Genomic DNA, 14537 nt, shown 5'->3' on the forward strand with positions numbered 1-14537 from the left:
GCCACTCATCACAAGTTATTGGGCTTAGTGAAAGCGGTTCGCCCGCGTCATCGAGAGATTGATGCTCTTACTGGTATCATCTGGGCATCCGCTCCTTAAGTTGACACCAGTGGGCATTGCCGTGTCCCTACAGATGTATCGCACCCAACCCTTGAAACGCTATATAAGCTTCTTAAAAGCGCGAACTGACAAGTCAGCGCTTCGCGATCGCATCTTCAACAGATCAATTTTTTCGCCCCTCCATAGTTGCTGCGATAACCTGGAGATCAGGTGTCATGTACTTAATCAATATGCGTCAGATACAATGCCCAAAGTGTCTGGGAAGCTTAGAACAAATCGTTTATGCAGCAGTTGAAGTAGACCGCTGCATTACCTGCAAAGGAATTTGGTTTGACTCCCTTGAGGTAGAGAAACTAAAAGCCATTAAAGGTTCTGAAAGTTTAGACATTGGCGATCCTCAAACAGGTAGCGAGTTAAACTCATGTACCGGAGAGGTTAATTGCCCTATATGTAATGAGAAAATGCTCCGCATGGTTGATATCGATCGGCACCGTATATGGTATGAAAAATGTCGAATATGCAACGGTGTTTGGTTAGATGCCGGAGAATTTAAAAATTTCAAGGATAACTTCAAGTCACAAGGACTTGTGGGAAAGTTTAACAAAGTTTTGAGAGGAAATAGAGGCTAAACAATTTTGAATTACTCGGTCAGGTAAAATAATTTTTACCTATCGTGGCACTTAAGTTTATCAATATTGATAAACTTAGCATTGTAGTAGCGATCGCACAGGTAGACCCTTGCTAGACGAACAAGCTAAAAAAACAATTCTGCGTAAGATTCCCCACGGAATCTACATCTGCGGTGTTAAAGATGGCGAAGAAGTTAACGGCTTCACAGCCAGCTGGGTGATGCAGGCATCGTTTAATCCTCCGCTTGTCGTGAATTGCGTCAAGCAGGATTCTAAATCCCACGCCATGATTAAAGCTAGTGGTGTATTTGCTCTCAGTTTTCTGGAGGCGGGACAACAAGAAATCGCTCAGAAATTCTTCAAACCACAGCGTCGCGTCGGTAATAAGTTTGAAGATGTGGAATTCTATCTGGGAGAAGAAACTGGTTGTCCCATCATCACTGACTCTCTCGGCTATGTAGAATGTAAGGTTGTCGGTGCGGTCGAACAGGGCGATCACACTGTCTATGTCGGAGAAGTAATTGCTGCTAGTGTCCACCGGGAAGGTGATGCGCTTTTACTCGAAAGTACGCCTTGGCAATACGGCGGATAAAGAAGAGAAAAAAGGCTAATTGCTAATGGGGATTAGGGACTGGGGACTGGGAACTGGGAACAATACTGCCTCAATACCTAGTAACCAATAACACCATTAGCAACTAGCAATTAGCAATTAGCAAAATTATGCCTTTAATTAAAGTTCAAAGTTCTGTTGATTCGCCGGATAAAGCTACAGTTGATGGGTTACTAAAAAGTCTATCGGCAAATTTGGCAAAGCATTTAGGTAAACCAGAATCCTATGTAATGACAGCTTTTGAGCCAAATATAGCCATGACTTTTGGTGGCACTGTTGAGCCTGCGTGTTACATCGAAATTAAAAGTGTTGGTAACATGAGTTCATCGCAAACTAAGGCAATGAGTGAGGACTTTTGCCAGCAGATTAATGAGAAGCTACAGGTGTCGAAAAACAGAATATATATTGAGTTTGCTGATGCCAAAGGTTCGATGTGGGGATGGAATAGCTCAACTTTTGGTTAAGCGATCGCTTAGATTTTAGTGAGGTGCGATCGCAACTTTCACTTAAACAAATATTGATTCCTCCCACCGCTTTGGTTTTATGTCGCCAGAGCGATGTCGTACTGACTACAACTCTTAAGAAAGCGATCGCATTCCTCTCGGCACCTTCCACCCGCAATAAAGCGTCATACTTAAAGAAGAACTTTGCAATAATTCTTTGCATTAAATTTAAGTTGGTCGGGTCAGAAGGGGGAGGGATCGCGGTGCTTAACGAAGCTTCAAAAGACACACAAGACGATAAATCGGAAGACACTTGGGAGGGTGAACTAGAAGAATCAGTAGTAAAGAGGCGGAAACCTAGAGGCGGGGGAAACATTCTTGCGGGATGGCGCGGCGTGGCGATTGGCTTAGGGCTGGGTGTAGCCCTAACAGCAGGAGTTGGGGCTATACGTTCTCGCCCACCATCTACACCCAAGGCTTCCACAACTCAGCAGCTAGCACCGCCTAGCCAAACTGTCACCATCGCCCCAGCCAAAACGACCAACATTGCCCGCAGGCTGGAAACTACTGGCACAGTTGCAGCCCGCGAACTCATACCAGTTTTACCCCAGGCCACAGGGTTACAAGTTCAGAGAGTCCTGCTAGAAGAAGGGCAACTGGTGGAAGCCGGACAAGTGATGGCAGTTTTGGATAATTCCGTGCTGCAAGCGCAACTTGACCAAGCGAAAGCGGATGTAGAATCTAATCGAGCCGTGGTGCAGCAAAGACAAGCTGGCTTAGGGCAAGCCCGCGCTACCCTTGCAGAAGCCCAAACCAATCTCCAGCGCTATCAGCAACTTGCCCAAGCAGGCGCGATCGCTCGTCAAGAACTAGAAACTCGTGCCACAGCAGCCGCAACTGCAACAGAGGCTGTTCGTCTACAACAAGCGAATATTAGCAGCGCCCAAGCTGATGTTAGAAGTTCGGAGGCGAGGGTGCAACAATTGCAAACTCAACTAGGGCAAACAATTGTTCGCGCCCCCGCCAGCGGGATTATCGCCGAGAAAATTGCCCGAATTGGGGATGTAGCCAATCCATCGCAAAAGCTGTTTTCGATTATTCGCAATGGACAGCTAGAACTTCAGGCAAAGGTTCCGGCAATTCAGCTACCGCAAGTAGAAATTAGTGCGCCAGTGCTTGTCACTTCCGATACCGATAACCGCGTCCGCTTGCAGGGACAAGTTAGAGAAATTGCGCCTCTGGTTAACGAACAAAGCCGCCAAGCAACGGTAAGAATAGACTTGCCGCCAACTTCGCTGCTACGACCCGGAATGTTTGCCCGTGCAGCCATTACTACCACAACTACGGCTGGGGTAACGGTTCCTGCCAAAGCGGTGTTACCGCAACCGGATGGGAGTGCAGTTGTATTCCTGCTAACGGGTGAAGACACCGTTCAAGCGCAAAAGGTAGAAGTAGGGGAAGTTGAGAGTGGTGGCAGTGTGGAAATTCAAAGCGGTCTCAAACCGGGCGATCGCGTAGTTGTCGCAGGTGCTGGATATCTCAAAGATGGCGATAGAGTCCGCATCGCTAATAGCAATTAGCAATTAGCAGCAATTAGCAATTAGCAATTAAAGTTCTATGAACATTTCCGCTTGGTCAATTCGTCGCCCCGTTCCGACGCTGGTCTTATTTTTAGTTTTGACAGTTATAGGCTGGTTTTCTTTTACCAGACTTGGCATTGATATCAACCCAAATGTTGATGTACCAGCAGTTTCCATCACTGTTACTCAGCCTGGCGCAGGGCCAACAGAACTGGAAACCCAAGTCACCAAACAGGTTGAAGATGCGGTGGCGGGGTTAGGAAATATTGACGAAATTCAATCAACAGTAAACGACGGCATATCAACAACCGTCGTTAATTTTGTGTTGGGGACAGATAGTGATCGCGCCACCAATGATGTCCGGAATGCGATCGCCCAAATTCGCCAAAGTCTCCCTCAAGACATCAACGACCCGATCGTTACACGGCTAGAATTTGCTGGCGGGCCGATTATGAACTACGCCGTAGTTTCCAATCGTCGGTCAGTCGAAGAATTAAGTAACCTGGTTGACCAAACAATTAGCCGCTCTCTGCTATCTGTAAAGGGAGTTTCGCAAATTCGACGGGTGGGCGGCGTTGACCGAGAAATCAGGGTAGACCTAGATCCGTCTCGTCTGCAAGCCCTTGGCATTACCGCCACCCAGGTAAACGACCAGATTGGCGCTTTTAATGTCAACTTACCCGGTGGACGAGCAGAGTTAGGCGGTAGCGAACAAAGCATCCGCACACTTGGCAGCGCCAGCGATGTCAACGTTTTGAAAAGCTATGAAATTGTCCTTCCCAACGGCGGTTCAGTACCTTTGTCCACTCTTGGTGAAGTAAGCGATCGCTTTGAAGAACCAAGACAAGCAGCGCTGCTGAATAACCAAGCAGTTGTAGCTTTTTCCGTCTTGCGTAGCACTGGCAGTACCTTAGTCACTGTGGAAGAAGGGGTACGCAAACAAGTAGAAGAACTGCGAAAAACTCTACCACCTGACGTCAAGCTAGAACTAATCTTTACTCGCGCTGACTTCATCCGCGAATCTTACGAAGGCACCATCGATGACTTGATCCAAGCGTCGGTGCTGGCAGTGCTGACGATTATGATCTTTTTGCGGAACTGGCGGGCAACGTTGATTACTGCGGTAGCGTTGCCGTTGTCCATGCTTCCCACCTTCGCCGTACAGTATTTGCTGGGCTATACCCTCAACAACATGACTTTGTTGGCGTTGGCGCTGGCCGTGGGAAACTTGGTGGATGATGCCGTTGTAGAAATTGAGAACATGGAACGCCACATGGATATGGGCAAAAAACCCCTCCAGGCGGCGTTGGATTCGTCGGCAGAAGTGGGTTTGGCAGTGCTGGCCAGCGCGGCGACAATTATCGCGGTGTTTCTGCCAGTAGCGTTTATGGGCGGCATTCCGGGGCAGTTTTTTCAACCGTTTGGGGTGACGGTTGCTGTCTCGACAATCTTTTCAACGCTGGTGGCGCGTACTGTCACCCCGATGATGGGCGCTTATTTACTCAAACCAAAGAAAACCTCACCCTCAAACCGGAATGGGAATGGGGCTAAGAAGAAAGGTAAAAATCGGTTTGGGCCATATCGTTCTTTGCTGCAATGGTCTTTACGTCACAGGTTGACGACTATCATAATTGCGATCGCATTCTTTGTGGGCAGTCTGGCGCTAGTACCGTTTATTCCCAAAGGATTATTCGATAACGGCGATATCGGTTTCTCTGAAGTTTCCGTACAACTACCTCCCGGTTCCACCTTGGAGGACACAAAAGCAGTTGTGCAACAGACAACCAATCTCATCCGCCAAAGTCCAGCAGTTAAAAGCGTGTTAGCGACAACAGAAGTTAATACAGCCAATCTGTTCATCAATCTCAAACCCAAGGAAGACCGCGACCTTTCCCAGCAGCAGTTTGAGAACCGAATGCGCGAAGTTTTCCCCCAAATTCCAGGGGCGCGAATCAGTTTTCAAAGTCAGGGTGCAGCAGGAGGCACGAAGGATTTATCAATTGTCCTCAAAAGCGAAAATCCCGAAGCTTTAAACTCCGCAGCTGATGCTTTGGAAAAGCAGATGAGAAGAATAGCTGGTTTAGTAGAAGTAACTTCTACTGCTTCTTTGGTAAAACCAGAAATTCTGATAATTCCCAATCCAGCAAGGGCAGCAGATTTGGGAGTGACAGTGCAAGCGATCGCGCGAACCGCTTCTCTTGCCACCATCGGCGACAATGAAGCAAATCTAGCTAAGTTTAACCTCCCAGATCGGCAAATTCCCATCCGGGTGCAAATCAACCCGGAAAGGCGGGCCGACATCGACACCTTAAAGAATTTGCAAGTACCAGGGCAAAACGGTACTCTCGTCCCCCTAGTCTCAGTTGCTGATATCCGCTTGGGCAGCGGCCCTGCCCAAATCGATCGCTTTAATCGCGCCCGTCAGGTGTCGGTACAAGCAAACTTGCAAGGCATTTCTCTAGGCGATGCTGTCCAAGAGGTGCAGAAATTATCTGCCCTGCAAACCCTTCCCCCCGGAGTGGCGCAAGAATCTGCTGGGGATGCAGAAATTATGCAGGAGATTTTTGGTCGCTTTGGTTCTGCAATCGGGCTGGCAATCATGTGTATCTATGCCATCCTGGTGCTGCTGTACAATAACTTCCTCCATCCCCTAACAATTATGGTGGCGTTGCCTTTGTCTCTGGGTGGCGCACTGCTGGGCTTAATGATTGCCCAAAAAGCGTTAGGGCTATACGCGCTGATTGGGATTGTCCTATTGATGGGGATTGTGACGAAAAACTCTATCTTGCTAGTTGACTATACGTTAATCAACCTGGAAGAAGGTAAGTCACAGTATCAGGCGCTAATAGCCGCTGGGGTGGATCGTTTGCGACCAATTTTAATGACTTCTCTGGCTACTATTGCCGGAACGATTCCCCTAGCTTTGGGACTTGGCGCGGGGGCTGAAGTCCGCAGCCCGATGGGAATTGCGCTGATGGGTGGCTTCACAACTTCTACACTGCTGACGTTGTTGGTGGTGCCAGTTCTATTTACCTATGTTGACAATTTACAGCGCCGGATTATGCAACTGTTGAAGCACGGGTTTGGCAAAAAAGGGCGACAGAAAATTAGGGCAGAGGAACGTAGAACGAAGTCTGAGGCAAAGCGATCGCTTCCCCCCACTCCCAACCCAGAACAAGATAAATTTCCAGTCGGTAAAAAGTAGTTAGAGTGCGTTTCACAACTAAAACCCCGTAAGTATCAACATACGGGGTTTTATTTTATAGAAGCGATCGCGCTTGTGAGGTGGAATGCGATCGCTACTTGTTAAGCTAATTATAAAATAACTTGTTTGATGCTATCTGCAAGCGATCGCTTAAACATTTCTGACTTCCAACTCCACCATTTGCTTCTATGATCTCAACTCCAAAATCGCGCCATCTAACTTCAGCCATCCCAAAATGGCAACCCGCGACATGGGAAGATTATTTAGCTTATGCTGACGATCCGAACCCAGAAATAGTAGGTTTATTTTTTAATCAGGGATATCTTTTCGTTCAAATGGGTAATGAAGGAATTAACCACGCCGCAGTTAATGAACTTTTCACGATGCTATTTTTTATCTGGTTTGTGGCTAAACCAGGGCAAAATTTTCATTCTCTAGGTGGTTGCTTAATAGAAAAGCCTAATACACAAGCCGCATCGCCAGATTTAGTTCTTTATCTTGGTGAAAATTACCCAATTTGGCGAGAGGGTGAGCGACGTTACCTTAATTTGAATCAGTGGCGAGTTCCCGATTTAGTAGGTGAAGTGGGTGACACAACTATAGCAACTGATTTGGATGAAAAAAAGCAGCTTTATGCAGCTTTGCAAATTCCTGAATATTGGGTTATTGATGTTAAAAGCGAAAGAGTGCTGGCATTTCGTTTGCAGGATGATGGCAAGTATCAGCAGTACGAATATTCTGTAGCACTTGAAGGCTTGCCGATTTCTTTATTAGAGCAGACTTTATCACAGCTCAAACAGGGAACTAATGGCAGCGCGGCTATTTGGTTTGCTCAACAGATTGCTAATTTGTAAAGATTGGAGCGATCGCGCTTATGAGGTGTGATGCACAACTGCAACAGTTGGGTATTGATCCGGATGTACTATCGCCAGTCGAAGTGTTAAAGGTAGTCATAACAAAGCTGGAAAACTGGATATGGACTGGATTACCCTACTGCGATCGCAACAAACTGACTTCATTCAAAGGCTGAAATCTGGTCATTTCCTGCATTGTGAAACTGTAGGTCAGCACAGTGAATTAACCGTTATCTCAGGTCAAAAGTTAAAACAGTTGGTTGACTTCTGCTGGGAGATGGCTGAGAAGTACAAGCAAAGCAACCCAGTCCGTAACGTCTTTAACAACAACTTAAAAGGGAAACTGGGTGAGGAAGTTGTCAAAATTCGTCTAGCTGACTTTGTTACTGAAGTTGACTATGAAAAACGGCTTGGCGGTGATGGCAAAGTCGATTTTAGACTAACTTCTGACCCATCTGTGGGAATCCAGGTTAAAACTCGTTACGGTAGCATTGATAGAGTTAAATGGGAAATTAGCGCAGAAGAAATTAAGAAGAATGCTGTTTTAGTCTGCATTCTTAGTCAAGAAGAATTTGATGATAGACAAGCTGGATATAATCTCATATTGGCTGGATTTCTGCCAAGCAATATGATTGATGCGAATAATGGTAAAACCTCATTATGCATAGCAGATTTACTATACAGCGGAGGGCTATACAGCTATCTAGAATCTGTTAAAGGCAATCAGGAAGAAAAAATACAACAACTACAGCCCACCTATCAGGATTGCCAGCCAGTTAAAAACGTCTCAATTAATACTTTTTCTGTGGATTTATCAAAATTACCATTAAAGACATATAACCAAGTTTAAAAATTAGATCCTCATCTTTTGCCTCACCCTTTTGAGAATCTTGCTGATTTGGCGCTTAGTATAGAGTTATTAAAAACGGCAATAGATATCCAACAAAAAATTGCTATTTGTGGGGATTACGACGCTCATGGGATGGCAAGCACAGCTATTTTATTACGAACGTTACGCTGGTTAAACGTACCAGTAGATTATGCTATTCCTAGCCGCATAAGTGAAGGCTATGGAATTAATCAGCGGATAGTTGAAGAATTCTACCGGGAAGGTGTGAAGCTGATTTTAACTGTAAATAATGGCACTTCTGCTTTTGAACCTCTTGCTAGAGCGCGACAGCTAGGAATGAAGGTGATTATCATCGATTACCATGAAATCCCAGCAAAACTTGCCCCTGCTGATGCCATCCTCAACTCCAAGCTAATTTCTGAATCCTCACCTTATCGAGTTTTGGCTGGTGTCGGAGTTGTCACTGTATTGGCTATATCTCTTGTTCAACAACTGGGTAAGACTCAGGGATTAGTAAAGTCACTGCTGGAACTGTTTACACTAGGAATACTTACTGATATTGACAATCCACCACCTTTGATAGGCATAAACTTACTATGGATGGAGCGAGGTTTGCAGCAACTGCCTGAATCTAAGCTAGTCGGTATCCAAGCATTGATTCAGATGAGAGGACTAAGTAACAAAAGAGAAGCCCTGAGCGTAGAAGATGTTCGCTTTCACTTAGTTAAATCAATTGAAGCAGTAGGAAGCATTTCTGACCCTCAAATTGTGATTGAGTTGCTAACAACAGATAATAATGAGCTAGCACTGGAACGAGCAATGCAGTGTGAACAAGTCAACCAGAGATGTGAGGTACTCTGTAAGGAAATTGAACACGAAGCCGTAGCTTGGGTTAGAGAAAGTCAGATTAATTTACAGCCAGAGCTTGTATTAGTAATTGTTAAACCTAACTGGCATCACGGTGTATTTAAGATTGTGGCACCAAGGTTAGTCGAACGCTACGGTGTTCCTACATTCATTGGAACCTATGAAGATGAAAACTGGATTCGCGGTTATGGATTAGGAATTTCAGGATTTCATGTATTTAAAGCGTTACAATCTTGTCAAGATTTACTCGGTAAGTTTGGCGGGCACAAAATCGCTGGTGGCTTTTCTATGCCCGCTGAGAATCTAAAAGCGTTTCAAAAAAGTCTTAACCAATTTGCCTATAATTGCTTGTAGCCAGAATAGTTGAAGATTTAGTGAAAGGCGATCGCATCCTTCTTCCCAAAAACGCGATCGCTACTGTAGTTGCGGTGAACCAAAGTAATCGGGCAGTTCTTCTAACGTCCATTTCAGCAGCCGACAAAGTGCTTTTAAATCGCGAGGAGTAAGCTTTGCTTCATAAAGCCCTGTCTCCCAATTACTAACTGTCTGCACAGTCTTACCCAGAGCTAATGCAACGTCTCTCTGGGTTAAGCCTAATTCTTCTCTCCGCCGCTTCAGGGGAGACTCCCGATCGTATTCTTGCTGTTGTTGGTCTTTGGTCATGTACTATAAAAATTCTTATATAAATATGCTTGACAAATAAATTCTAAGAGTGCTTATATAAGATAGATAGGGAAGCGAACGAAGTGACTGAAAAGCCACCATTTGGCACAGTCGTCTTCAGAGCTTCACAAGATGCCTGCCCTAACTTTAGTTTCTTACATAACTGTCACGCGATCGCATGATCGCTATCTTTGCCTGGGTTTGTTAGCGACAGCCTTGTAAATATCCATTCAAAACCCATAACTAAGTAACTCACAGCTATGACTGGGAGAGTTTTATGACGTATTACTCCAAACTTCATCCTTGGTGCATCATCCGTTTGCTTCCTGATATGCGATGTCCCAAAGGGACGACCCCTTTCAGGGGTTCGCTTATCGTCGCTCGTTTTCGCGGTCGCAATGACGCAGAAGCGCATCTGCGAATTCTCAAAGCGAATACTCCAAACGTTCCCTACTCCATCATTTTCGACACCACCCCAGAAACCAGCGACTCAACAGTTAAACCTGGAATGAATTGATTATGACAGCCTTATTTCGCCGCATTCAACCGCCAAAGACATTTCGCCTCACTGTTGCACTTGTGGCGAAATACCTGAAAATCCCAGAATCATTAATCCTGCGATTCGAGCGTTGGAAAAATGTACTTTTTGTGCACCGCACAGATCGCGGCGGACAATTTGTGAGTTATCGTCAATTGCAACTCTGGTGGGATGCGATCGCGCTTTTATTTGAAACTTGCCACACCCCAACCGCACTGCAACAACTCGGACTTCAGATTAAAGAAGATAGCCAGAAATTCTCCGACTACTACAAAGAGATGATGGAAGACCTCCGCCAACTGTGGGTAAAACGCCGAGACTATCTGGGGAGCTTACCAGGAAAGAAAAGCGCCGCATAACATGACTAAAATAGTACCTTTGGGGAAACATCAGGCTTTGAAGCCTGCAAAGAAAAACTTTGCTTATCTAGCCTTCCCGCAACAGGAGCGCGATCGCTTACTCCTCCACAATCTCCACCAAGTCTTCAATCATGACATCAAACGTCCGCGCCAACTTTTGCAGAGAAATAAAGTCAATTGTTGCGATTTCTGAACGACGGGCATAGCTTTTCACTGTATTGTAGATTACTCCGGAACGTTCGGAAACCTCCTTCAGAGTCCAGCCTTTCTCCGCCGCCATTTCTCGAATTTTCAATCTAACTAAACCCATACTTGACGCAAGGTGCAGATGCACCTTATGATAATTAAAGATTAAAAGCGATCCCCCCCGGTCTGGCAAACTACAGTGCGATCGCTGCAATGCTCCCAATTAGGGAAAGCACCTACTATGTTATCAACACATCAGCAGACTTCGCTAGAAATTACAGAATCAAAAATTATTCACAAATCGGGAATTGTGCATCCCTTGGCTCGATTTGTAACAGAAGAGACAGCTGCGCTGCTGTTCCATCTCCAGCCAGAACAGATTTATAAAATTACCTGCTGGCGGCACGTCGTTCACGTACATGGCAAAGGCGTGAGTCGGTTTGTCAGCTATGCAGACTTTCCGCCGATTTCCGGAGTCGAGGCACCAAGGGAGGGAGATATGGTGCGGTGGCGCCAGCGGTGGCGAAGAAAGTGGAAAATCAAGCAAGCACCGCACTTTTGGACGGAATTTTACGCGCATCAGTTCAAGAAAGCAGCATCAATGGGGAAATTGTTGGAGTGGGGGAAGTTGGTAGCTATAGTTAAATCTGCCTTGTCGCATGTAGCACTGCAACAACTGCGACAAGTTTATAACCAAGAAAAATTTGGCTGAGAGAAAATTTCAGCCAGTAGCCTTGTCTAGCATATAAAGAATGCGATCGCATTCCCAAAAAATTCCTGACTCCAACCAATAATCCCTGTCAAAAGAAGGAGAGTGTGAAGGAGTCGAAGAGAATGGGAGATCCTTATCTGTTGGCAGCAAGCTTATTAACCGGGGGGCAAATGTTAACCCCACCGCCACCAGCATTACCATTAAAGGGGACAGACACCCTGTTAGCATTAAATTTAGCCCAGTCAAATGCCTTTGAGCCTCTTGTCACTCAGAAAATAATCCCCACAGTTGAAATAACCTCCCCTGAATTCAGTCAGCAGCGGTTTAGTCCCCAAACTGACACGCCACCGATAACCCCCATATTGGCAGCAGCAGCTACAGAGATATTACCTAGTATCGAAGCTTTACTGAAACCTAAGCCAGCTAACCTCTTACCCAGTTCTGGAACTCAACTTTTTTACCAAAGATTAGCAGCTCTCAAAGCAGGCAAAATCTATACTCGCATACCTGCTGATAGCTTCCAGTCAACTTGGGTAAAGGCAAGGACAAAACCCACCTATGAGCAGTGGAAAAGCCTATTGGCAAAGGAAGCCAAGGCAGTTGCTGAAGGTCAGGGTTCAAATCGTCTAGCAGTATTAGTTGGCGATTCTATCAGTTTATGGTTTCCCACAGAGCGATTACCTGCTGGGAGTTTGTGGCTGAATCAGGGAATATCTGGCGATACTTCCCCTGGCATTTTAAAAAGATTGTCTGTCTTTTCCCAAACTCGACCAGATGCAATTTATGTCTTGGCAGGTATAAATGATTTACGCCAGGGTGCAACTGATGAGGCAATTTTGAATAATCTCCGCCAGATTGTCCGTCGCTTACGGCAGAATCACAAGAGTAGTTCAGTCATCCTCCAATCTATTCTTCCTACTCGGCTGGATGCTATACCAAATAGCCGGATTCGTAACCTTAACCAACAACTTGCTGACCTTGCTCAAAGAGAGGGTGCAGGCTATCTAGATACCCATTCTCGCTTTAGCGATATTGACGGGAACTTGCGCCTAGACTTGACAACAGATGGACTGCATTTAAACCGTCGCGGATATGAGGTGTGGCAATTGGCGCTACAGCAGGCAGATTCCTGGGTGGCTGTGAATCGCTCGACTCGTGCGTATAGTTCTCTCAGACGGTAGAGCGGTGCATCATTATCAATGAAGATAGAGCCTCTTAAACTCGTTCCCAGGCCCCATCAGGGAACGAGTTTAATTTCTGAAAAAAAATCAGAGCTTTATTGCTCTGATTTCAACTCTGAATTCAATTGAGTTTGCGAAAAATCTTAAAAATAATGGCGTGGCTACCGCTTCGGAGCCAATCAACAGATGAGCTGGCTAGATGACTTGACGAGAAACCAGCTTCTCAATATCAGCTTGGGTTTGCTGCAACAGCTGTTCTCGGCTATCAGCAGCTCTGGTGAGAGTGGGAACTAAGTTACGGGCTTGCAAAGCCATGTGAAGTTGTAGATGAGCAACGTACTCACTAAAGTCTTCACGAAATGAAGGGGTTGAGGATTGATTTAACTGCACGTTGACTGTGTTCTCCATCTTGATCTGTCAGCCGTTTGTCACCTTAAAGAAATTATCACGCTGTTCCTACTCTCTTCTTACTTTGCAATGAAGTTTAACCGTTTGCCAGGAAAATCATGAAGAAAAGTTAAAGATTTGCCTTAACTGTTTAAACTTCGTTGCTTTATAGCGTTTCTCATACCAATTTAAATGGAGTTCAGGGCAGATAGGGCATCCAGAATGAAGGAATACTCCGTGATGGAAGCAATGACTTGCGGTGTTAATTGAGCCAGGAGTTGATCGACTTTGGCTTGGAGTTGAGCCAATGTCTTGAATGATGCCCACTTCAAATCTGCCTTGAGGTGTTCCCACAGCCGCTCAATGGGATTTAACTATCGAGAGTAAGGCGGTTGAAACAACAAAATGACATTCTCAGGTACAACCAAATGTTTGCTGGTGTGAAAGCGCCCATTATCGACTTAGAACGTTGAGACTATCGGGGTATGCCTGGGAAAACTCATCCAAGAACCCTTGATAGCAATCGGTACCCACATCTCTAGAATTGCAAAAAGAAGGATTCACCCGTTGCTGGTTCGACTGCCCCGTAGAGCCAAAACGTTTGGAACAGCCACTGCCATGACCCGATGGGTTTGACGCCACAGGCAGTAATCAATCGTCCAAGCAGGGTATGAAGTCCAAAGCGACTTTCATCTTCAGTAAAATAGCGAATTTCTCGCTGCTGTTGCCTGAGTTGCTGATCGTAGTGCTTCAGCAGTTCGAGATTGTCTGCCAGGTTTTTTTAAATGCCTCTGGCTGCTGTGGGTTCTGCTTGCTGTTTCGAGGACGAGCCACTTTTAGCTTGGCTTTGAGCCGATAGCGTGTCATCTGATACTCCGCATGATACTCCGCTTCTACCCCCAAGGTCTGTGCTAACCACTGCTGCACCTGGCCATAACTGCCAAACCCTTGTTCTGGCTCCTCTAATCGCTTCAACAGCGCATCTTCTGCCCATTGTGGAATTTGACGCACTCCCCCAGATAATTTGTTGATTTCCAACATCGATTCCATTCCACCGTTACGATACATCGATAGCCACGTTTGCAGGGTGTTCCGATGTTTCCCGATGGCTTTGGCTATAGCACTGATACTCGGCGGCTTCTCTTGTTTGAGCCAATATAGTACCTGCAATCGTTCTTTGGTCGTTGGCGTATCCGCCTGACGCAACCGTTCCACTAGTTCATCCACACTTTCCTTCACTTCAATTGAGGTTACACTCACCATCGCTACACAGAGTTAAACGACTCTTGTGAGTCTAGACTAGACCTCTTGCAAAAAAGTTTTGTGGTATTGTGGAGGGTTAACTAAATAAAGACAGAAATCTACGCTTTCTGAAGTTCGTAGTTATAAATCCCAGCAATTAAGTGACAGCGC

15 protein-coding genes and 1 pseudogene are annotated in these 14537 nt (G+C 45.7%); 12 read left to right on the top strand and 4 right to left on the bottom strand.

All coding sequences use genetic code 11. The features are described from left to right. Positions 1–275 precede the first annotated feature (275 nt). The 8 genes and pseudogenes from H6F63_RS18790 to H6F63_RS31070 all read left to right on the top strand — a co-directional run. The gene (locus tag H6F63_RS18790; RefSeq protein ID WP_199298142.1) at positions 276–689 is read left to right on the top strand and encodes a zf-TFIIB domain-containing protein; all 414 of its coding nucleotides are present in this window, start codon (positions 276–278) and stop codon (positions 687–689) included. A gap of 109 nt (positions 690–798) precedes the next feature. Then, complete coding sequence (locus H6F63_RS18795) at positions 799–1281, top strand: flavin reductase family protein (protein WP_190419433.1); 483 nt, start codon at positions 799–801, stop codon at positions 1279–1281. A 128-nt stretch (positions 1282–1409) separates the two neighbouring features. Further along, positions 1410–1763: a phenylpyruvate tautomerase MIF-related protein gene (locus tag H6F63_RS18800; protein WP_190639034.1), complete on the top strand. Its 354-nt coding sequence runs from the start codon at positions 1410–1412 to the stop codon at positions 1761–1763. A 23-nt stretch (positions 1764–1786) separates the two neighbouring features. After that, positions 1787–3322, top strand: a complete 1536-nt coding sequence (locus tag H6F63_RS18805; protein WP_347276811.1) for an efflux RND transporter periplasmic adaptor subunit — start codon at positions 1787–1789, stop codon at positions 3320–3322. A gap of 37 nt (positions 3323–3359) precedes the next feature. Then, on the top strand, positions 3360–6527 hold the full coding sequence (locus H6F63_RS18810; protein WP_190639035.1) for an efflux RND transporter permease subunit: 3168 nt from the start codon (positions 3360–3362) through the stop codon (positions 6525–6527). Between the two features lie 188 nt (positions 6528–6715). Continuing rightward, on the top strand, positions 6716–7381 hold the full coding sequence (locus tag H6F63_RS18815) for a Uma2 family endonuclease (protein WP_190639036.1): 666 nt from the start codon (positions 6716–6718) through the stop codon (positions 7379–7381). Positions 7382–7401: 20 nt separating this feature from the next. Beyond that, positions 7402–7557, top strand: coding sequence for a hypothetical protein (locus tag H6F63_RS18820; RefSeq protein ID WP_190639037.1), 156 nt, complete (start codon positions 7402–7404; stop codon positions 7555–7557). After that, positions 7503–9449, top strand: a pseudogene (locus H6F63_RS31070) (DHH family phosphoesterase); the annotation flags it as partial. The gene H6F63_RS18820 and the pseudogene H6F63_RS31070, both read left to right, overlap by 55 nt. 63 nt (positions 9450–9512) lie before the next feature. On the opposite strand, the gene H6F63_RS18835 reads toward H6F63_RS31070, so the two are convergent. Then, complete coding sequence (locus H6F63_RS18835) at positions 9513–9761, bottom strand: helix-turn-helix transcriptional regulator (RefSeq protein ID WP_190639040.1); 249 nt, start codon at positions 9759–9761, stop codon at positions 9513–9515. 277 nt (positions 9762–10038) lie between these two features. Here H6F63_RS18835 and H6F63_RS18840 point away from each other — a divergent pair, with 277 nt between their 5' ends. Both H6F63_RS18840 and H6F63_RS18845 read left to right on the top strand, forming a co-directional pair. Next, entirely contained in the window at positions 10039–10278 is a 240-nt protein-coding gene (locus H6F63_RS18840; RefSeq protein ID WP_190639041.1) for a hypothetical protein, read from the top strand. A 2-nt stretch (positions 10279–10280) separates the two neighbouring features. After that, positions 10281–10658 (top strand): hypothetical protein, encoded by a 378-nt coding sequence (locus H6F63_RS18845; RefSeq protein ID WP_190639042.1) that lies wholly within the window; start codon positions 10281–10283, stop codon positions 10656–10658. A gap of 97 nt (positions 10659–10755) precedes the next feature. On the opposite strand, the gene H6F63_RS18850 is transcribed toward H6F63_RS18845, so the two are convergent. After that, positions 10756–10968, bottom strand: a complete 213-nt coding sequence (locus H6F63_RS18850) for a helix-turn-helix transcriptional regulator (RefSeq protein WP_190419470.1) — start codon at positions 10966–10968, stop codon at positions 10756–10758. Positions 10969–11085: 117 nt separating this feature from the next. Between H6F63_RS18850 and H6F63_RS18855 the strand changes: the two genes are divergently transcribed. Both H6F63_RS18855 and H6F63_RS18860 read left to right on the top strand, forming a co-directional pair. Next, positions 11086–11556 carry a hypothetical protein gene (locus H6F63_RS18855; RefSeq protein ID WP_190639043.1) on the top strand — a complete coding sequence of 157 codons (471 nt, stop codon included), beginning with the start codon at positions 11086–11088 and terminating at the stop codon, positions 11554–11556. Between the two features lie 122 nt (positions 11557–11678). Continuing rightward, positions 11679–12737: a GDSL-type esterase/lipase family protein gene (locus H6F63_RS18860; protein ID WP_190639044.1), complete on the top strand. Its 1059-nt coding sequence runs from the start codon at positions 11679–11681 to the stop codon at positions 12735–12737. A gap of 195 nt (positions 12738–12932) precedes the next feature. On the opposite strand, the gene H6F63_RS18865 is transcribed toward H6F63_RS18860, so the two are convergent. Next, on the bottom strand, positions 12933–13145 hold the full coding sequence (locus tag H6F63_RS18865) for a hypothetical protein (RefSeq protein ID WP_190440740.1): 213 nt from the start codon (positions 13143–13145) through the stop codon (positions 12933–12935). 729 nt (positions 13146–13874) lie between these two features. Next, entirely contained in the window at positions 13875–14351 is a 477-nt protein-coding gene (locus tag H6F63_RS18870; RefSeq protein ID WP_347276812.1) for a helix-turn-helix domain-containing protein, read from the bottom strand. Between the last annotated feature and the right edge of the window lie 186 nt (positions 14352–14537).

It is taken from the genome of Trichocoleus sp. FACHB-40 (assembly GCF_014695915.1).
GTDB lineage: Bacteria > Cyanobacteriota > Cyanobacteriia > Cyanobacteriales > FACHB-T130 > Funiculus > Funiculus sociatus.

Excerpts from the sequence above, each read along its gene's own strand:
- H6F63_RS18815 (WP_190639036.1), top strand. The coding sequence starts at position 6,716 with ATGATCTCAACTCCAAAATCGCGCCATCTAACTTCAGCCATCCCAAAA.
- H6F63_RS18790 (WP_199298142.1), top strand. The coding sequence starts at position 276 with ATGTACTTAATCAATATGCGTCAGATACAATGCCCAAAGTGTCTGGGA.
- H6F63_RS18800 (WP_190639034.1), top strand. The coding sequence starts at position 1,410 with ATGCCTTTAATTAAAGTTCAAAGTTCTGTTGATTCGCCGGATAAAGCT.
- H6F63_RS18835 (WP_190639040.1), bottom strand. The coding sequence starts at position 9,761 with ATGACCAAAGACCAACAACAGCAAGAATACGATCGGGAGTCTCCCCTG.
- H6F63_RS18840 (WP_190639041.1), top strand. The coding sequence starts at position 10,039 with ATGACGTATTACTCCAAACTTCATCCTTGGTGCATCATCCGTTTGCTT.
- H6F63_RS18865 (WP_190440740.1), bottom strand. The coding sequence starts at position 13,145 with ATGGAGAACACAGTCAACGTGCAGTTAAATCAATCCTCAACCCCTTCA.
- H6F63_RS18810 (WP_190639035.1), top strand. The coding sequence starts at position 3,360 with ATGAACATTTCCGCTTGGTCAATTCGTCGCCCCGTTCCGACGCTGGTC.
- H6F63_RS18855 (WP_190639043.1), top strand. The coding sequence starts at position 11,086 with ATGTTATCAACACATCAGCAGACTTCGCTAGAAATTACAGAATCAAAA.
- H6F63_RS18845 (WP_190639042.1), top strand. The coding sequence starts at position 10,281 with ATGACAGCCTTATTTCGCCGCATTCAACCGCCAAAGACATTTCGCCTC.
- H6F63_RS18820 (WP_190639037.1), top strand. The coding sequence starts at position 7,402 with ATGAGGTGTGATGCACAACTGCAACAGTTGGGTATTGATCCGGATGTA.
- H6F63_RS18860 (WP_190639044.1), top strand. The coding sequence starts at position 11,679 with ATGGGAGATCCTTATCTGTTGGCAGCAAGCTTATTAACCGGGGGGCAA.
- H6F63_RS18850 (WP_190419470.1), bottom strand. The coding sequence starts at position 10,968 with ATGGGTTTAGTTAGATTGAAAATTCGAGAAATGGCGGCGGAGAAAGGC.